At 51.8% G+C, this 16846-nt stretch carries 18 protein-coding genes and 1 pseudogene; 10 read left to right on the top strand and 9 right to left on the bottom strand.

Annotated features, from left to right (window positions below; genetic code table 11):
• The first annotated feature begins 246 nt into the window (after positions 1 to 246).
• Positions 247 to 1563, top strand: coding sequence for a hypothetical protein (locus EI42_RS16185; RefSeq protein WP_111323664.1), 1317 nt, complete (start codon positions 247 to 249; stop codon positions 1561 to 1563).
• A 214-nt stretch (positions 1564 to 1777) separates the two neighbouring features.
• Here EI42_RS16185 and EI42_RS16180 read toward each other — a convergent pair whose 3' ends face one another.
• The 3 genes from EI42_RS16180 to EI42_RS16170 form a co-directional block, all read right to left on the bottom strand.
• On the bottom strand, positions 1778 to 3121 hold the full coding sequence (locus EI42_RS16180) for an ABC transporter substrate-binding protein (RefSeq protein WP_111323663.1): 1344 nt from the start codon (positions 3119 to 3121) through the stop codon (positions 1778 to 1780).
• A 26-nt stretch (positions 3122 to 3147) separates the two neighbouring features.
• On the bottom strand, positions 3148 to 4050 hold the full coding sequence (locus tag EI42_RS16175; RefSeq protein WP_111323662.1) for a carbohydrate ABC transporter permease: 903 nt from the start codon (positions 4048 to 4050) through the stop codon (positions 3148 to 3150).
• A 67-nt stretch (positions 4051 to 4117) separates the two neighbouring features.
• Entirely contained in the window at positions 4118 to 5026 is a 909-nt protein-coding gene (locus tag EI42_RS16170) for a carbohydrate ABC transporter permease (RefSeq protein ID WP_111323661.1), read from the bottom strand.
• Between the two features lie 994 nt (positions 5027 to 6020).
• On the opposite strand from EI42_RS16170, the gene EI42_RS16165 reads away from it, so the two are divergent.
• A complete protein-coding gene (locus tag EI42_RS16165; protein WP_111323660.1) occupies positions 6021 to 7370 on the top strand; it encodes a hypothetical protein in 1350 nt (449 codons plus the stop codon).
• A 759-nt stretch (positions 7371 to 8129) separates the two neighbouring features.
• Here the strand turns inward: EI42_RS16165 and EI42_RS16160 are convergent.
• Complete coding sequence (locus EI42_RS16160) at positions 8130 to 8531, bottom strand: MerR family transcriptional regulator (RefSeq protein WP_111323659.1); 402 nt, start codon at positions 8529 to 8531, stop codon at positions 8130 to 8132.
• A 103-nt stretch (positions 8532 to 8634) separates the two neighbouring features.
• Here EI42_RS16160 and EI42_RS16155 point away from each other — a divergent pair, with 103 nt between their 5' ends.
• Positions 8635 to 8979, top strand: coding sequence for a thioredoxin family protein (locus EI42_RS16155; protein WP_111323818.1), 345 nt, complete (start codon positions 8635 to 8637; stop codon positions 8977 to 8979).
• A 41-nt stretch (positions 8980 to 9020) separates the two neighbouring features.
• Here the strand turns inward: EI42_RS16155 and ybiA are convergent, their stop codons facing one another.
• Entirely contained in the window at positions 9021 to 9473 is a 453-nt protein-coding gene (ybiA, locus tag EI42_RS16150) for a riboflavin biosynthesis intermediates N-glycosidase (RefSeq protein ID WP_111323658.1), read from the bottom strand.
• 465 nt (positions 9474 to 9938) lie between these two features.
• Between ybiA and EI42_RS31960 the strand changes: the two genes are divergently transcribed.
• From EI42_RS31960 to def, 3 genes are all read left to right on the top strand, one after another.
• On the top strand, positions 9939 to 10127 hold the full coding sequence (locus tag EI42_RS31960; protein ID WP_137686415.1) for a hypothetical protein: 189 nt from the start codon (positions 9939 to 9941) through the stop codon (positions 10125 to 10127).
• Between the two features lie 130 nt (positions 10128 to 10257).
• Positions 10258 to 10524 (top strand): helix-turn-helix domain-containing protein, encoded by a 267-nt coding sequence (locus tag EI42_RS16140; protein ID WP_111323656.1) that lies wholly within the window; start codon positions 10258 to 10260, stop codon positions 10522 to 10524.
• A gap of 23 nt (positions 10525 to 10547) precedes the next feature.
• A complete protein-coding gene (gene def, locus EI42_RS16135; protein ID WP_111323655.1) occupies positions 10548 to 11078 on the top strand; it encodes a peptide deformylase in 531 nt (176 codons plus the stop codon).
• On the opposite strand, the gene EI42_RS16130 is transcribed toward def, so the two are convergent.
• The 3 genes from EI42_RS16130 to EI42_RS33325 all read right to left on the bottom strand — a co-directional run bounded on the left by EI42_RS16130 (position 11047) and on the right by EI42_RS33325 (position 12616).
• Positions 11047 to 11805: a hypothetical protein gene (locus tag EI42_RS16130; RefSeq protein WP_137686414.1), complete on the bottom strand. Its 759-nt coding sequence runs from the start codon at positions 11803 to 11805 to the stop codon at positions 11047 to 11049. The two genes, def and EI42_RS16130, sit on opposite strands and share 32 nt — an antisense overlap.
• A 113-nt stretch (positions 11806 to 11918) precedes the next feature.
• Positions 11919 to 12263, bottom strand: coding sequence for a hypothetical protein (locus tag EI42_RS31955; RefSeq protein ID WP_211326207.1), 345 nt, complete (start codon positions 12261 to 12263; stop codon positions 11919 to 11921).
• A 158-nt stretch (positions 12264 to 12421) separates the two neighbouring features.
• The gene (locus EI42_RS33325) at positions 12422 to 12616 is read right to left on the bottom strand and encodes a hypothetical protein (RefSeq protein ID WP_211326206.1); all 195 of its coding nucleotides are present in this window, start codon (positions 12614 to 12616) and stop codon (positions 12422 to 12424) included.
• Positions 12617 to 12944: 328 nt separating this feature from the next.
• Here EI42_RS33325 and EI42_RS16120 point away from each other — a divergent pair, with 328 nt between their 5' ends.
• From EI42_RS16120 to trhA, 3 genes are all read left to right on the top strand, one after another.
• A complete protein-coding gene (locus tag EI42_RS16120; protein WP_246046546.1) occupies positions 12945 to 13658 on the top strand; it encodes a LysM peptidoglycan-binding domain-containing protein in 714 nt (237 codons plus the stop codon).
• Positions 13659 to 13823: 165 nt separating this feature from the next.
• Positions 13824 to 14312: a nucleoside deaminase gene (locus EI42_RS16115; protein WP_111323652.1), complete on the top strand. Its 489-nt coding sequence runs from the start codon at positions 13824 to 13826 to the stop codon at positions 14310 to 14312.
• Between the two features lie 99 nt (positions 14313 to 14411).
• Positions 14412 to 15077 (top strand): PAQR family membrane homeostasis protein TrhA, encoded by a 666-nt coding sequence (gene trhA, locus EI42_RS16110; RefSeq protein WP_111323651.1) that lies wholly within the window; start codon positions 14412 to 14414, stop codon positions 15075 to 15077.
• 60 nt (positions 15078 to 15137) lie between these two features.
• Here trhA and EI42_RS16105 read toward each other — a convergent pair whose 3' ends face one another.
• Positions 15138 to 16136 (bottom strand): hypothetical protein, encoded by a 999-nt coding sequence (locus EI42_RS16105; RefSeq protein ID WP_111323650.1) that lies wholly within the window; start codon positions 16134 to 16136, stop codon positions 15138 to 15140.
• Positions 16137 to 16584: 448 nt separating this feature from the next.
• Here EI42_RS16105 and EI42_RS16100 point away from each other — a divergent pair.
• A pseudogene (locus EI42_RS16100) lies at positions 16585 to 16846 on the top strand (vacuolar protein sorting-associated protein 35); the annotation flags it as partial.

Raw genomic sequence — 16846 nt, 5'->3', positions numbered from 1 at the left:
ACGACGCCAGTGAAATGCAAGCACCTCCAGGAACAACGCGATATCGATTTTTCAAGCAAGAAAGCAGGTTTGGTAAGCCTGCATCCTTTCTACACAAACAGCGTACCATTTCATTTCGTAGGAAAAAGACAGAAATTCAACAGTAGGATATACAAGTACCAATCGGGGATGAAACAGTAGACAGAGGAAAAATGCAAGCATATAATAAGTTATAGATAGTTCTCTAGTAGCTGGGAGAAGGAAGGTATGGGAAATGGCGTGAGAGTCTATTGGGGCATGCGTGGCGAGTACGGGCCCTACTCAAAACAGGAAGATGGGTGGCCGAATGCGGGCGAAGTCCTCCTCGATTATCACCGTCGCTCTGGCAAAAGCGCACAGGAAATTGCCAGGCTCTACAACGAACGAACAGGCTCTTCAATTAAACCGGATTGGATTTATAAAATGGAGTATCGGAACAAAGTACCCCTCGATATTCATCGACGACGTGCATTGGCGGAAATTGTAGGGATTCCTCTTGGATTGTTTGGTCTTGCGTCGCTTTCCAGCATTGCAGACACCAAAACCGCATATGCAGCTCCTGCTGTATTGCAGTATGCACAAATCGATATTGACCGTTATCACAAGGATATTCAACTTTTCTGGAAACTGCATTATTCCAGCACAGCAGGCGACTCGCTGACTGATATCCTTGCGCAGCTCAAGCATCTTGAAGGCATAGAGAAGCAAGCGCGAGGTGACTTGCAGAAACACTCGCGTGAACTTCTCAACAGTTACTATCGACTTGCCGCGATGCTCTTTCGGGATCGTGGCGACTTCCTTCGGGCCTATACCTATGCGAATCATGGCGTTCGCGTTGCCCGGGAGCTTGGTGATGACTCGACCTCGCTCCAGCTCCTCGCCGCCTCGCAGTACACGCGTGGCTTCGTGCTGCTCGTCTGGGGCGCGATTGGTGACAGCGTGCAGCAGGGGCAGATCACATTGAAACGAGATAAAATCGCAGCCGCCCTGACCGACTTTGAACGGGCATTGCCAAACGCTCGCCCGCAACTTAAGGGCATTATCTATTCAGAGATGGCGCGTGCCCGGGCGCTTCAGCGCTCATCTCCCATCGACGAAACGCTTGCGCTCACCCTGCTGAAAAAAGCAGAAGATCTGGTCGGGCTGGAGAGCGACGTTGATGCCTACAACCAGATCCTGCTTGATGGGGATATGAAGGGGCTCGACGAGCGGCGTTGGCGCATCGGCAGAGCGAAAACAATGCTTGCGTTACGGCGCCCAACGGAGGCAATCGAGGAGCTGGACGAGCTCGAACTGCTGAGCGGCCAGACTCATACCCGCCGCCGCGCCTGGACCGACATTCTCTATGCGCAGAGCTCGCTTGCTATGCAAGATTGGTTTATGGCGACGCAGAAGGCTATCAGCGCCTGTAATGAGTGCAAGGAGGTGCAGTCGCTCGCGCATATCACCCGGGTTCGCGACATCTATAAGCAGTTGTTGCACAGTCCCTATAAACAGAATCGCGAGGTGAAACGGCTCGGCGAGCTGCTGAACGCGAAAAAATAGGAGGAAGGGGTTTCCCTTCCTCACCTGAACCATGTTTTCTCTCGTCCCACTCATAAGACAAAAGAGGGAAAGAACGTCTCCCACTATGTAGCATACCAGAGCCTCCAAATGGAGGGAAATAAATGTAGGCCATTGACCAACGCATCTCAACTGAATAGCGCAAAAAAGAGCAGCCGACCGATCTGATCGACTGCTCACACAGACTGTTCTGCCTTTACGGGAGCTGGAAAGGACAGAACTGTTGAAGCTGCGGCTGTACGCGGTCATACACGGTTTGCAGCGCTTGCTGTGGCGTACTATCGCCAAGCAACACCGCTTGCTTCGCTGTCTCCATCGCGTCCCAGATCTGGGCACCCACCGGCATCGGCGGGCGGCTCAGCGTAAAGGGCATCATAGAAGCGAAGAACTTCTGATTGCCGGCGGTAATCTCGGGGTCATCGATCAGCGATTTCAGCGTTGGCAGGTGCTGTGTCTGAAGAGAGTAGATACGCTGTCCCTCAGGACCGGCGATATACTGCATCAGTTTCCAGGCACCATCCACGTTCTTCACGCCCTTCGGCATAACCACCGCATAGCCGCCAGCCCAGGTAAACGGCTTGTCCCCCTTTTGCCCGACAGGCAGATAGGTAATGCCGTAGTCCAGCTTGGGAGCGTAATCGCGGATGCTCGACAGCAACCAGTTTCCGGTGATCGCCATACCCAGGTGATCGGTGAAGAACGGGGTCTGGCTCGGAGGCGCATTGGGTGGCTGGTAGGTTGCCATAAACGTATCAACCTTGTGATAGTCCAGCTCCTTCGACCACTTCGCGTAGTTCTCGTACGCTTTCTTAAAGGCGGGCTCGAACGCGGTAAACTCGCACTTGACAGGGTCGTAGTATTTCGCGCCCATGCTCAGGCCCCAAGTGGCGGGTGAAGCCTGGTCATCCCAGGGGATCAGACCGAGTTGTGTATAGTTCCCCCTGCTATCCTTCTTTACCAGCTTGCGCGAGATCTCCATAATCTCATCAATAGTTGGGGGGCCATTTTTCGGATCAAGAATAGAAGGATCAATGCCGGCCTCGCGGAGCAGTTTCTTGTTATAATAGAGCCCACGAGCATCGCTATCAAACGGCAGGGCATACGATTCACCCTGGTACATGGTCTCTTTCCAGGCAAACGGGAAATATTGATCGCTGAAGGTCTTGCCACCTTCCTTCTCGATCAGGGGCTGAAGGCTGCTCAAAAGACCAATCGATGCATACTGACTGACAGTAAAGCGGTCAACTTCAAACACATCAGGCGGGGTTCCACCACGCACGGCAGTAATCAGAGCAGTCGCATCACCCTGGGAGGGCGATGGCTTGCCAACGAGTTTGACATGATAGCCAGGATTCGCCTTTTCAAATCCTTCAATAATCTTCTTCCATCCCCCCATATCCACCGTTCCGGTACGCGTCGTCCAGAACGTAATGGTATGAGGATCGCTTGGCCCCATAGAGCAAGCAGAGATCAGGACCGCCAGCATCAGGGAAACCATAAGCAGCGACCCTGCCTGCAACAACTTCCTCGTATGTATCATCTTACAGATTCCTCTCATCATCGTACTTATCTGAAGCTACCAACGGTAATACCCTTAATGAAGAATCGCTGGAAGGCGAAGAAGAGAACCATGATTGGCAGGATAATCAGGACAGAAGCCGCCATTAACAGGTTGAACTGGATATCATGCGTGGAGCGGAACATCTGCAAGCCAATCGAGAGCGTCTGCAACGATTCATCCTGTAGATAGATCAAGGGTCCCATAAAGTCGTTCCATGCGCCGATAGCGGCGAAGATCGCGACCGTCGCCAGTGCCGGACGCGCCGTCGGTGCAACAATCGTCCAGAGAATACGCCACTCGCTTGCACCATCGACACGCGCAGCATCGAGCATATCCTGCGGAATCTGCAAAAGGAACTGCCGCAAGAGGAACGTGGAGAACGCGCTTGCCAGAAAATGAGGGACAATCAATGGCAGGTAGGTATTTACCCAACCAAGCCACGCAAACAGATCAAATTGTGGAATAAGCGCGATAGGGAACGGAACAAACAGCGTTATCAGAACGAGATAGAACAACTGATCCCGTCCCTTCCACTGGATGCACGAGAAGCCATAGGCGACGATAAGGTTAGAAACGACGGTACCAATGACCGTTAAAACGGTGATGAGTAGCGAATTCATGAAGAACGTGCCGAAGGGAATAATCGTGACTGCCTTCACAAAGTTTTCCCAGAGCCAGCTTTGTGGAATAAATGTGGGCGGCGTCACTGACATCTCTTCGTTTGACTTTAAGGCAGTGGCAACCATCCAGTAGAGCGGGATCAAGAAGAGCACGCTCATAACAACCAGGAAAATACGGGCAACAATGCTATCCCAGATCTTCTGCCAGATGCTGACTTTGTAGCCTTCGCGCTTGACAGGGGGAAGATCCTGCTGCTCAATTGGTTCCATACTAAGAGCCGACTTCATAATTGCTATATCCTCCTCTCGCACCATCACCAAAGATGGGCGGGTCTCGTATTGATCTGAAGATCCCTTACGCGCCAACCTCGTAGTTGACAAAGCGCTGTGCCACAGTATAGAGCACTACTGAGAGCACCATACCAACGAGGAACAGTGCTACTGCCAGGGCAGATGCATAGCCCAACTGAGCATAGCTGAAGGCGTTTCGGTAGAGGTAGAACATGTAGAACAGGGTGCCATTGTTGGGGCCACCATTTGTCATGATGTATGCAGGGGTGAAAACTTGCAGACCACCGCTGATCGCAGTAATGAGATTAAAGAGGATGGTGGGCGAAAGCAGTGGAAGCGTGATCCGAAAGAAGCACTGAAGCTTGCTCGCGCCATCAATGCGCGCTGCATCATACAGGGTCGTCGGGATGCCGTTCATACCCGCCAGGAAGATCAGGGCTGCATTCCCTGCGCCAAGCTGAGCCAACATGATAATGACCCACTTTGCGCTTGTCGGGTCACCGAGGTAGTTGGTTGCAGGCACACCAAAGAGGCCCAGGAACTGGCTCACAATACCAAACTGGGGGTTCACCAGCACGATAAAGATAAAGGCGATGGTGAATGCCGGTACCAATGAGGGCAAATACAGCAGTGTGCGGTAAAGGGGAGCCTCCCGAACCGGACGGTTCATCGCGATTGCCAGCAAGAGAGCAACAACCAGGCCGATAGGAACTGCAAGAATGGTGTAGAAGAAGGTGTTAAACGTTGAGGTGCCAACCAGGGGATCAGTGAACATACGCTGATAATTCTGCAAACCAAGCCAGACGGGCGTTTGCATACCACTATAGCGGAACAGACTGATGACCAGGGAGTACACAAGCGGGAAAAGCACAAAGGCAATAAAGCCAATGGCCCAGGGACTGATAAATAACAGCCCTTTGACGATGTTCATCCGCTCACGTCGTGTGAGACCGGCTTTCTTGACAGCTTGCATTACTGCAATGCCTCCTTCAAAAACGTTTTCCGCGTGTTAACAGAACACGCAAAAGCCACAGCAATGTATCGGAAACGCAAACGTCACAAAGACATGCTCGCCGTTGAGCGCGTAGGATCTATGCAAGCTCACAGTGTCCTCGTTCAGCACAGAACTCGACACAGAACACAGGGTTCAATCTCTCCACGATCGAACCAGATGTATTCGGCATATGAACCGATATACCCTTTACCACCACCACGCTTGCTACAGTATTTCCGCTTTCCGTCTTCTATAAATAAAAAGAGAAATGGACAACGTTTTTCTATTAAAAGTTCGAGATGCCCTTTTATGATGAGAGGCAAAGAAAGCACTTGCGTCATGCTGTCAGGAGTGATGTCACCGGTTCGGGTCGCCAGGCTGCTTCCTGGGTCAAGCGGTCATACCCCGGGAGAGTTCCCGGAAGGCTCAGTACAGCAGAGCTTTTGAACGAACCGCAAATAAGTTGTATACAGATAGTCTGAGCAAAGTCGTAAATGATTGAACTTGTACATCACACCTTTCATGGTCTAATCATACCATGCAAAAAACCCATTTACAAGTCTTGAAACAATGCCAGCTACAAATTCATCTTGTCTTACGAGGAAAGATCCACTTTCTTGACGATGAAAAGCCTCTTTACAGGCTGAGCTTATCCTGCGTTCTCCCCTTATTTGTATGAACAAATATCGTCCTTATTCCTCTCTTTTTGTCCATACAAATATCAGCCTGGGACAGGGTCTGTGCATGCAAAAGTGCAAAGCTGTCGAATCTGAAGAGGAACGGGCAGTCACACCATATCCTCCTAACTGGCGCCTTTTTCCTGGATTTACTCTAAAAAAATGCGTATAGTACAGAAAGGGGAGGAACTCGATTCAACCATGAAGAACGTGTGAGAATACGTCCTCATGCAGCGTTTTTGCATCGCCATCGATAGAGAGATAGAAAGATCTCATGAGTAAGAGGATTTTGAACAATGAAGGACTTTTTCAAATCAATCAAAACATATAAGCTTATCTATCTCGGTCTGATTATTCATATGCTGTACTATATTTCTGCATTTCACACGGGGTGGTTTAACGGACTCTTTACAGGAAGTGCAATTCATTATTGCTGCAAAGGACTCGATTTTTATCAAGTTCCCGACGGAGCATACGCTTACTGGCATAATGGAAAATTGACCGGGGAAAAGCTGCCAGATGGTACCCGTTTTTCACAGGATCATCCAGCGAACAAGAATGTCTACCATCCGCTGTTTACGTTAATAGTCGGCACGATACTGCTGCCCTTCTCACCAGAGCACGCCTTTACGGCATGGCTGATGCTCAAACTGGCGCTCACTATCAGTGCTGTATGCTACTTTATCTGGATATTTCAGGACAGTAAATATATATCGTTTGCAGTTTTTGTGTTGCTGGCCTTTGCGACCAATTATCTCGAAATTGCAATTGCTCAGTTTCATAGCGTGCTGAACGCGTTTCTGCTGCTCTTTCTTATCGACCTGGTGAAGAGAAAGAGTGTTGTCAGCAACTCCATTCTGTCTTGTCTCACGATGCTTGTCAAGCCGATTGTCCTCTTATGGACGCCGCTGCTCATCATCAAGAAGCGCTCCGGGATCGCACTCGGGGGCCTGCTGCTGTTTGCACTCTACACCGGGATTTTCACCTTTGATGGAGCGGCAAACTACTATATTGATAATTTACGTGAGCAGCTTCTAGCATCTTCTGTCTTTGGACCGGATCAGATCATCACGCTCGGGGCGCTCATCCGCTTTGATACCAACCTTCAGGATGTGGTCTACCAGTTTATTCGTTATGGGACGCTGGCTGGAATTCTGGTGCTCAGCCTGCGCAAGCGCTTCCACATTGTCAAAGGCTGCTTCCTGCTCACAGTGTACTATCTCTTCTTCTACAGTCTGGTTTTCGAGTATCACTATACCAGTCTCGCACCTGTAATCGCTATCTGTCTGGTCTGTTGTCCGGAATTTCAAACGCTTCGTTCGCGTATATGTGTTCTACTGACCTGTTTACCGAGTGCATTTGTATTTCTCAATATCCTGAATATCGGAACCAAGCACGATTCTTTCTACGGCACAAGCGTCGACCTGCTCGGCTGGCGTATCATGGTCATCAGTAAGGTGCTTCCAGTCCTGTTTCTCTGCATCTTCGTGCTGTCCGATGATGTCATAGCACTCTGGAAGCGGATTTGCAAGTACATTCAGCAATGGAGACGGCATGTACAGCCTGTTCCCTCTCATGCCGATCCAGCGTCAGGATTCTCAACACATCAGGAGCACACTGGTGTAGAAAGCTGTACACCATCATAAGAGCGGCGCCGCTTTAGCTGAAAGTATACACGATTTGATGATCATGGGGAGTTAAATTATAAAAGCAAAACAGGTAAAAGACGCGCGCAGCCGGCCCTTGCAAGCAGCATTCTATCGCCTGGCGACCTTTTTCCTCGTCTCTTCTCAGAGGACCGGCAGCAAGCTGTGCCCGGTTTCGTTGTGATGCAGATCTATTTGTAGGCGCTCTTGTATCTATTTGTACACAACGTTGCATACAAGAACAGATATGTTCCTGTGCTTGCAAGCGGACAACGACGCATTCGGGTTTGCTCCCTTACCACCCGCAGCATGTTTCCATCTGGCCCGCTCTCTATATGCCCTGTCAGGCAGTTCTACGCATTCCCAATTCCAACAGAGGTTCACACGAGCATTACATTTTGTTACAAATGTTTCGTATTTTCTCTCTATTCTCTTGCTTGTGCAACATACTTCTTCAAACATGTGATATTACCATTGACATGACGCGATGAATATGTTACATTACCTGTGATGTTTGTGGAAGGACATTGAAATCACATTGTAGGTGGTTTTGATTGTCTGAAGGTAGCATAAAGCCCGGTGAGCATTCCATGCTCCCCCTGGTAACTGGTGTGGTGAGAACCGAATTTACTCTCCTATCATTTCTGTTCTCAGTCCACCTTTGCTCTTTTGCCTTTTTTCGTCCCTGAGCGGTCGATGAAAGGCGATACCGGATTTTGTGGCGGAGCCGGTCCCTGAACTGGCCCGCCACTTTTTTGGCTACCCTTCCTGACAGTTGAGCAACAGGCAGTCAATGCAGCCTTCCAGATCCGAGCAGCGGCACTTCAGGCCCTGCTCAAGCAGCCGCTTCATCTTCATGGTACGATCGAGCAGCGAGGAAATCTCTATCAGTTTGCCTCGGGCCAGCGTTTGCCAGCGGTCTGAGACGGGCGACGCCTCGCGTTCATCGAGCAGCGTTTTAATTTCCGTAAGCGAGAAGCCAAGCTGCCGAGCGGTTTGAATAAACTCGATTCGCGTCACTGTCTCCTCATTGTACCGTCTGCGCATACTCACCCGACGAGGCTCAGGAAGCAGCTCAATGCTTTCATAGTAGCGAATAGCCGAAGGACGTAACCCCGTGCGCCGCGCCACCTCGGTAATCGTAAGATCGTCATTTTTCATGCATCTTTCCCTCTTGACTTCAAGTTAACTTGAAGAAGTACAGTGAATGGTGAGCCGCAGTTCTCTGGCTCGAGACAAAAGAAGACAGAAAGAAGGTCACATTATGGCTAGCAGTCAAACATCTCAGGTCTTGCATGTGGGAAGCACCGATTTTTCAGATAAGGTGTTACAGGCAGACACTCCCGTTATTGTTGAATTCTGGGCGGAATGGTGTACCTATTGTCGGGCGCTGACACCCCATTTCGAGCGCCTGAGCAATGCGTATCAGGGGAAGCTTCAGTTCGCCATGCTCAATGCCGACGATCACCACGAAATTCCGATCCAGTATGGCATTCAGGGCCTCCCCACGCTGCTGATTTTCCATAAAGGGAAAGAGGTTGCTCGGCTTATCGGACCGCATCCCACGCGGCTTCAAAGCCAGATAGACAACGTTCTTGCCCGCATCTGAGACCAGATAAGCCGTGTGGTGAAGCACCGTTCACTGCACGGCTAGTGCACTTCTGACTCGCTACGCAGTTTTTCCCGCACCTCCATCAATATAATGCCAAGCATGTTTTTCCCGCTTCCATCGCGACCAATACCCCAGTAGTAGTCTCCCGGGGCATTTTCTACGATTTCTTCGTCGCCCGTCTCAAGCAGCAGCTTCTTGAGTTTCGGGTGCGTCTCGAACTTGCAGAGCACCGCGCGCCGCATCACGTCATCCTTGACCTCTTCCCAATCGGGGCGCAGCGGCACCTCCCGGGAACGGCCCAGTTCCGCTGCCTGTTTGGCCGAGGGAGCCTCACGAATCCGGTCGGCATAGGGCGTGTTGACGAACTTCTGTGCCTGAAAGAAATGCTCCACGGTCGGCCACCACTTTCCGTCAAGCAGCACGCCATGACGCGAGAAGTTAGAGAAGCAACCATACGGATTTTCTCGTGTGCTATAAAAGTAGATTGTCATAGTATTATCCTCTCATTCCTGTTTTTCTCCTCTTTCCTGAAGAAAACCATCCCCCACCTCTGAGACACCTTACCACTTACAACAATTCGCAGTCGGGATTTTATCCCCTCGCGCTCACAAAGATCGGGGACAACGGAGCACAGCAAGGCGTATCAAGCCCGATCCACTCCATTCTGCATCACTCCGAAACGCCTCAAGCTGCAAATATGCATAGGATAACCTATCGCGCAATTGATCTGCTGTGAACCGGTGCACAAAGCCCGCGCCATTACAAAACATGTGGCCTGGCTCCAAATCTCTGCTTGCTACTATACTATACGACCGATAGAAAAGGGTCAATTTTTCTCGAATGCCAAAAACTCGTGAAAAATGATGTCCCCATTTGGAAGTTTCATCGTACATAATAATAGACACTGAAACGACAGTGCTCTGTATCAGCTTTGGAAACGTGAGGTTGTGTGCAGTATGGACGTGTGGCTTTCCTTCGTTGCCTGGTTCACGGTGCTTCTGGTGGTGCTCTGGTGCGGCTTCGACCTGTGTCGCGAAGGAGGCCATGCGGCTCACCTTACCCTTCCTCGGCCACTGCAGCTCCTGAACCGTTCAAGACGCTCAACCATTCGCGCCGGGCCATTCGCAATCCCTCCACAGATATGAGAAGTCACAACGCTCTGCCCACCTATGCAATACAAGCAGGTGCGAAGTCAGTGCAATGTATTGACATTCCACAACAGTACTGGTATGCTTGTACTGGAAACTTGCTGTATTTCAGAGGGAGGAACGTTCAATGCCAGTCTCCTGCCGTCTGCGCATTCTTCTTGCCAGACTCAACCTTGAGCTAGCCCAAAAAGGACAGGCGCCAATTAGCCTGCGCCGGCTTGCGGACGAAAGCGGGGTCTCTCTCAGCGTGATTGTGGCGCTGCATCGAGGGCGCAGCCAGCGCGTTGATTTTGCAACGCTCGATAGGCTGCTGACGTTCTTCAATCACTTTTTTCCTGTGAGCATGAACGACCTGCTTGAATGGGAAGAAGATCCCATCGTTGCAGCCGTGTAGCGTGTCAAAAAGGAGCAGACAGAATGGCAATACGCAAGATCGTGCTCCTCGGAGACCCTATTCTCCGAGAGAAGGCAAAAAAGATTCGCACGTTTGATACATCATTGAAAAAACTTGTTGATGATATGTTTGAGACCATGCATCAGGCACATGGTGCCGGGCTCGCTGCGCCGCAGATCGGACTCCCAATCCGCCTCTTTGTGGTCGAGCTGGATGATCCCGATACTGGCAAACACCATAAGGTTGCGATCGCCAATCCAGAGATCGTCAAAGCAGAGGGCGAACAGGTCGGCGTCGATGCCTGCCTGAGCATCCCCGGCTATTATGGGGTCAATGTGCGCCGCGCTGAACACGTGATCGTCAAAGGGCAGGATATCAAAGGGAAACCGCTTCGCGTGAAGGCAAATGGCTATTTCGCATGGGCACTTCAACACGAAACAGATCATCTAAATGGCATTCTCTTTCTGGATCTCCTCGACCGCCCTGAGGATCTACGCGAGGTGAAACCCGGCGAAGATATCATCATCGAGGATGAGGCGGGAAGTCAGGTGTAGTCTTCGCTGACTCCTGCTTTTTGAGCAGTGGCAGTGTCAAGGATGCTGGCAACAACGGAATATCCAGATCAAGCAGCGGCAGGTCTGTGCGAGCCACAAAAAGCTGATTCAGGCGTCGATACACGTCTTTTGGGGAGTCTCCTGCGCTGCTTTGCGTGGCAAGCAATACTCCACTGCTCGCGCGCCAGCGGATTACCTGCTGCTCGTTCGCCAGCTCGTAGAGCTGAACGCGCGTATACATAGTGAGCGGCCTGTAATAGGTGACGAACAGGCGCATCTCGTCCCATCCCATCGTCTGGCCACGCAGGCTGATTCCCTGCTCGCTAACGATGAGTTTCTGCGGTCTCGTGCGCACCGCATAATACAGGGCTATCAATACAAGCAACGCCACGGAGCAGGTAGGCAATACTGTCCACCATTGGGAATCGGAAGCAGCTAATCCGGCAAAGAGCATCAGCCCGACAACGGCGAACCAGATCAAGACCCACGCAAGCGGCGTCCAGCGCAGATGAATCGTGACTGGCAGAGGGAGCACATCGGAGTCAGCAACTGGCTGCTCTTCCGCACGGTTGCCTGCTTCCTCGTTCGACAGCGCCTCCGCCCGACGCTCAGCGATACGCTTCCAGATGTCGATTCGCCACAGGTAGCGCCAGAAAAACGCACTGGCAACCATAAGCAAGGACCAGATCCGGCCAAGCACGGCAAGAAATGAGGTCTCCGGGCGCAACGTATGGGCCGATCAACACGCACGCGCAGAAACAGGCACGCCAGATCAGCACCCACAAGACCTCCTTCCTGAGCGGGTCAAATAGCTTTTTCATTTCACGCTTCTTTCATCCACTATGGTTCGTTCAAGCAGCGGACGCCCGGTATGCGCGTCAGCACAACCCGATTTACCTGTCGAAAGAGCTCAGCCTGAGACATCGCCACGAACGGCTTCGTCTCCTGTATCCCCTCTAGCGGAACCCTCCAGTGCACAACAGACTGCTCGTTCACCAGCTCAGAGTATTGGGTATCTATGCGATAGCAAGCAAACAATCGCACCTCATCCCAACGGATCGAGCGCCCCTGCCCCATGCAACGCGAAAAAAGTCCTTGCTCGTCCAGTAACAGCCTGTCAGACTCTTTCTGACGCCGTGCCCGTAGCATGGAATTCAGCCAGAAAGGAAGCAGCCACAGGTACATACTCAGCAATACGCACGCGAAAAAGCTTCTGCTATTCAGCAATTGCAGAAAAAGTATGAGATATAGTCCAACATATGCTATAAGGTTCAACCACCAGATTTGTCGCATTTTCTGATATTCCACGCGGAGAGGCAATGAGAACGAGATGGCGTCGAGAGTCAGCATTTTGCCGGGAACGCTATCTCATTCGGCTTTTCAAGCGCTCGCGCACGATTCCGATTGACGCGTTGATAGCGGCGCCACTGGAAGAAAGATCCCGGGCCGAACAGACAGAACAGCACCACGCTCACCGCAACAACCACGAGTAGTTGATATAATGGCAGCAACTGGCTCCCCAGGCCAAGTACAAGCATCTGGAGCGCACAAGCAACACAATACTATCTGAACGGCAGAGTTCATACAAAATGTCCTGAAAGCAGAAGATGACAATACAGAAATAGGGAAATGGATGGAGCAGGTTTTTCCCTTTATACTGTCGTGGATATTCGCCTTTTTGAAGATTCATTCCTTTTATAAAGGAATATCTCGCTGCATGCGCATGCTTGTGGTTAAGACGTACCCTCTCGATTAGGCCCTTTCTCCTATGATTCACGCCATTTCATGAAAGATCAGCATATCTCACTATTATCACCATTGCAGACAAAAATATGTCTATTGAAACCTGAAAAGGAGGCACATGTTATGAACTATGCCCTGCCGGGATTCTGGCAGCAGATCAGGGAGCATCGAACAATCAGCCTGGTGCTGGCGAATGCCGTGGTCCTGCTGGCGATGCTCCTGGGCGTGTTCGGGCTCTTTGGGGATCGAATTCTCGATACGTTTGCGGCAACACCATGCAGTTCGGGTGATCAGTCCTATATCGTGCGGGGTGGCGATACGTTGAGCGGCATCGCGGCACGCTACAAGACGACCTATCAGCGCCTCGCCGACTACAATAAACTGGCAAATCCAAATCTTATCTATGTGCAACAGCGCATCTGCATCCCCGGGGCGAAGCCACAAAGCAAGGCCCCGACGCCCTTTAGCTATACCCTGCCCAAAACAAGGGGCTCGGGGAACTGGTTCGCATTCCCTCAGTGCACATGGTGGGCCAATCAACGATACTACCAGTTGCACGGTGTTTATGTCCCCTGGACGACGAATTCGGATGCCTGGCAATGGGTCAATCGGGCGCGTGACTTCGGATGGCGTGTCTCATACAGCCCTGTCCCGGGCTCGATCATCGTGTTTCAGCCTAATGTACAGGGAGCGTCCTGGCTCGGTCATGTGGGCATTGTCGAGCGAGTGAACAGCAATGGCTCGGTGACGGTCAGTAACACCAACTGGGGCGCGAATCCAACCAGCGTCACCTATACCACCGCGTGGCCTGGCAACGGAGTAGCCTTCGTCTACTAGTGTCTGCAAGAACGTGTGGCTGTGCGAACGGCTACACGTTTTCTTCACTTTTCATTCTATTCGAGGACGTGGTATTTGATAAAAAAAGAAAATCTGCGCTATTTGCTTATTTCAGTATACTTTCTATCAGGGAGATCAATGCTAGAAAAAGGAGACAGCGCAGTGATGAACGACCGTTTCTATCTGGAACTGGCAATGCAAGAAGCCGAGCGTGCTGCACTGGAAGGCACCTTTCCCGTCGGTGCGGTCATCGTTGGGCCAGACGGGCAAATTCTCAGCAAAGGGCGCAACCGCGTGTACACCGATGGCGATTATACCGCGCATGCTGAGGTGGTCGCGATTCGTGAGGCAGGCAGCCTGCTGATGCAGCCCGAGAACCGCCACCGCAGCACACTGTATACCACAATGGAGCCCTGTCTGATGTGCACGGTTGCCTTCCTGTTCGCCTATATCACGCGCGTGGTGTGGGTGCTGAATGATGACCTGTGGGGAGGCCTGCGCTGCGAGCTGCATCACCCTCCCGGTATGACCACGCTCAAGCAAGTCGAACGTATGCAGGCCCCTGAACCCGACCTCTTACAACGCATGGAAGAGCTGATAGAGCTCTGGACGCAGAACGAGCCAAACAGCCGGGCCCGCTGGAAAGAATTGTAATCCCCCGCAAAACGAAGCGAGCTGTTAGCCAGCAACGCAGCATTCCGCGCCGCTTCATCGTATACTATGATAAGATGGTGAAAAGGGGGATACACGTTCATGAATTACTCGATCAGCAAGCCAGTGAAGCCGCTTCTGCGTGGCTGGTCTCATGCGCTTGCGGCTGTCGCTTCACTGATTGTTACAATCATCCTCTGCTGGCTCAGTCGAGAGGATCTCGCACGCATGATTTCAATGCTGGTTTTTGGTCTCAGTATGATCGAATTGTATACCATCAGTGCAATTTATCATATTGTGACCTGGACGCCTGAACGGCGGCGCTTCTGGCGTGCGCTTGATCACGCAAACATCTTTGTACTGATCGCCGGAACCTACACGCCTCTTTGCTTCAATATCCTGTCAGGTTGGGTGCGGCCCGCGCTGCTCATCAGTATCTGGGTGCTTGCAACGCTCGGTGTCTGCCTGGCCGTCTTTACGCTGCATCTGCCGCGTTGGGTCACGGCTCTGCTCTATGTCTGCATGGGGTGGGAGGTCGTTTTTGCGCTTCCGGCGTTTCTGGCCGTGCTCCCCTGGGTGGCTGTTGGCATACTGCTTCTGGGTGGCGTGCTCTATACGCTTGGCGCGATCATTTATGCAATCAAGAAGCCCAATCCTTTTCCACGCGTCTGGGGCTATCATGAGATCTTTCACCTGTTTGTGATTGCCGGAAGCGTGGCCTTTACCGCCTGCGTCTGGATCTGGGCGCTTCCTTTCCCGCGCGTCTGAAGCCCAATGGACATACAAAAATGCCACGTGCCCGAACATGACACGTGGCTTTTGTACAGATTAGAGATTCCAAAGTTTGGCATTAATGAAGTCGGCAGTGGACGGAGAGGAGCCGCACAGGATCGAGGTTCCGATCTGTCCCTTTGAAGACTCGCGCGGAATCGAGGTCAGCTTTTTCCCTTCCACAAAAAAGGTCAGCTCGGAGTCGTCGGCCTTCACACCCAGTCTGACCGGGAAACTGATCTTTGTGGGCAGGTCGTTCTCTTTCAGGATCTTAAACTGATCGCCCTGCTTGGCGCCCTCATCGTGCTTGTAGATGCCATAGCTGTTGCCATCTTTCGACACGACAAACATATAAGCCGTTTTCTCAACATTATTTGAGTCAGCGAGGAGACCGGCCATTGTATTATTTGCACCGGTTATTGCCTTCACCGTTACCTCATACGTGTAATTGGTAAAGTTGGTGTCGCGGCTACACATCAGGTAGTAGTCCTTCTCTTTCTCGGACATCTCATAGGCACCGTTCTTAAAGCCGCATCCAGAGCCGGTGTACCATGTGCTTGTGTCAGAGGTGAGCGGCTCATCAAAGGCCTGATCGGTACTGAAGGGGTAGCCGTTGTCACCCGACGTTGTGGTCGTCTCTGTTGGTGCTGCCGTTGCAGTTGCCTCCACGGTTGGCGTCCCTTTCGTATCGGTCTTGCGGTTGTCGTCCGGCTGGTTAATCGCCCAGGCAACCAACCCGATACCCGCGACCAGAACGATAATCAGAGCAACCACACAACCGATGATGAGTCCATTATTGTTACGCTTCTGTGGCGGCGGATACGGAGGCTGCATCCCTGGTCCGTAATTGGGTTGCGGGTACGGAGGCGGCTGCTGCGGATATGGCTGCCCCTGATATGGCGGTGGTGGCGGCGGCGAATATGAACCACTTCCCCCTTGAGGGGCGTACTGAGTTGGCTCCATAGGCGGGTACGGCTGCCCCGGAGGAGGTGGCGGATACTCTCCTCCCCCCTGATATGGTCCCTGTGGTGGCATGTTATCATATGGAGATGACATTGTTAGACCTCCCTGCTAACAAAATACGAGATGACAGATGGGCAGAAATAGCGCCCTCTCTTGATCAGAACGAAGTATCTAGATCTGTACAAAGAAATCGCATGTATCATACCACGCTTCAGGGGCAATGTGAACAACAGCGCGGATCCACCAGCCAGGCCCTGTAACATGCGATCGCGATACATTTCCTTCTTCCATTACTACGCATGGCTTGAGAAAAGGGTTCAAATAGCTGAAAAGTACCAAAAGAAAAACCGCCTCACCGTACCCAGTGAGGCGGCTGACAAGAGAGCTAGTTTACCAAAAAGCGGCAGAAGGCCGCTGGCTTCAGCCAAGGGGATGGATGGCGCAGGAAGCCAGCAGCGGCAGGACGTTCCCCTTCGCTTGACAGAAGACAATCGTTGTGTTAGGATACGCGAAGATAGTGAGGACGAACAAGGAGCAAGGGATGCTGATCTACGAAGACAAGCTCGATGGGTCGAAAGCGCAATTCGCCGCCATCGAGGAAGCCATCCGCACCACCCAGTTCATTCGCAATACGTGCCTGCGCCTCTGGATGGATGCACGTGGCATCTCCAGGAATGATCTGCAGCGGTATTGTGCTGTGCTGGCCAGACAGTTCCCTTTTGCGCTCTCCCTCAACTCGCAGGCCCGGCAAGCTGCCGCTGATCGGGCGTGGGCTGCCATCTCCCGCTTCTATGAGCATTGCA

Source organism: Thermosporothrix hazakensis (assembly GCF_003253565.1).
In the GTDB taxonomy this organism is placed as follows: Bacteria; Chloroflexota; Ktedonobacteria; order Ktedonobacterales; family Ktedonobacteraceae; genus Thermosporothrix; species Thermosporothrix hazakensis.
This window is presented reverse-complemented; position numbering and strand designations above follow the sequence as displayed.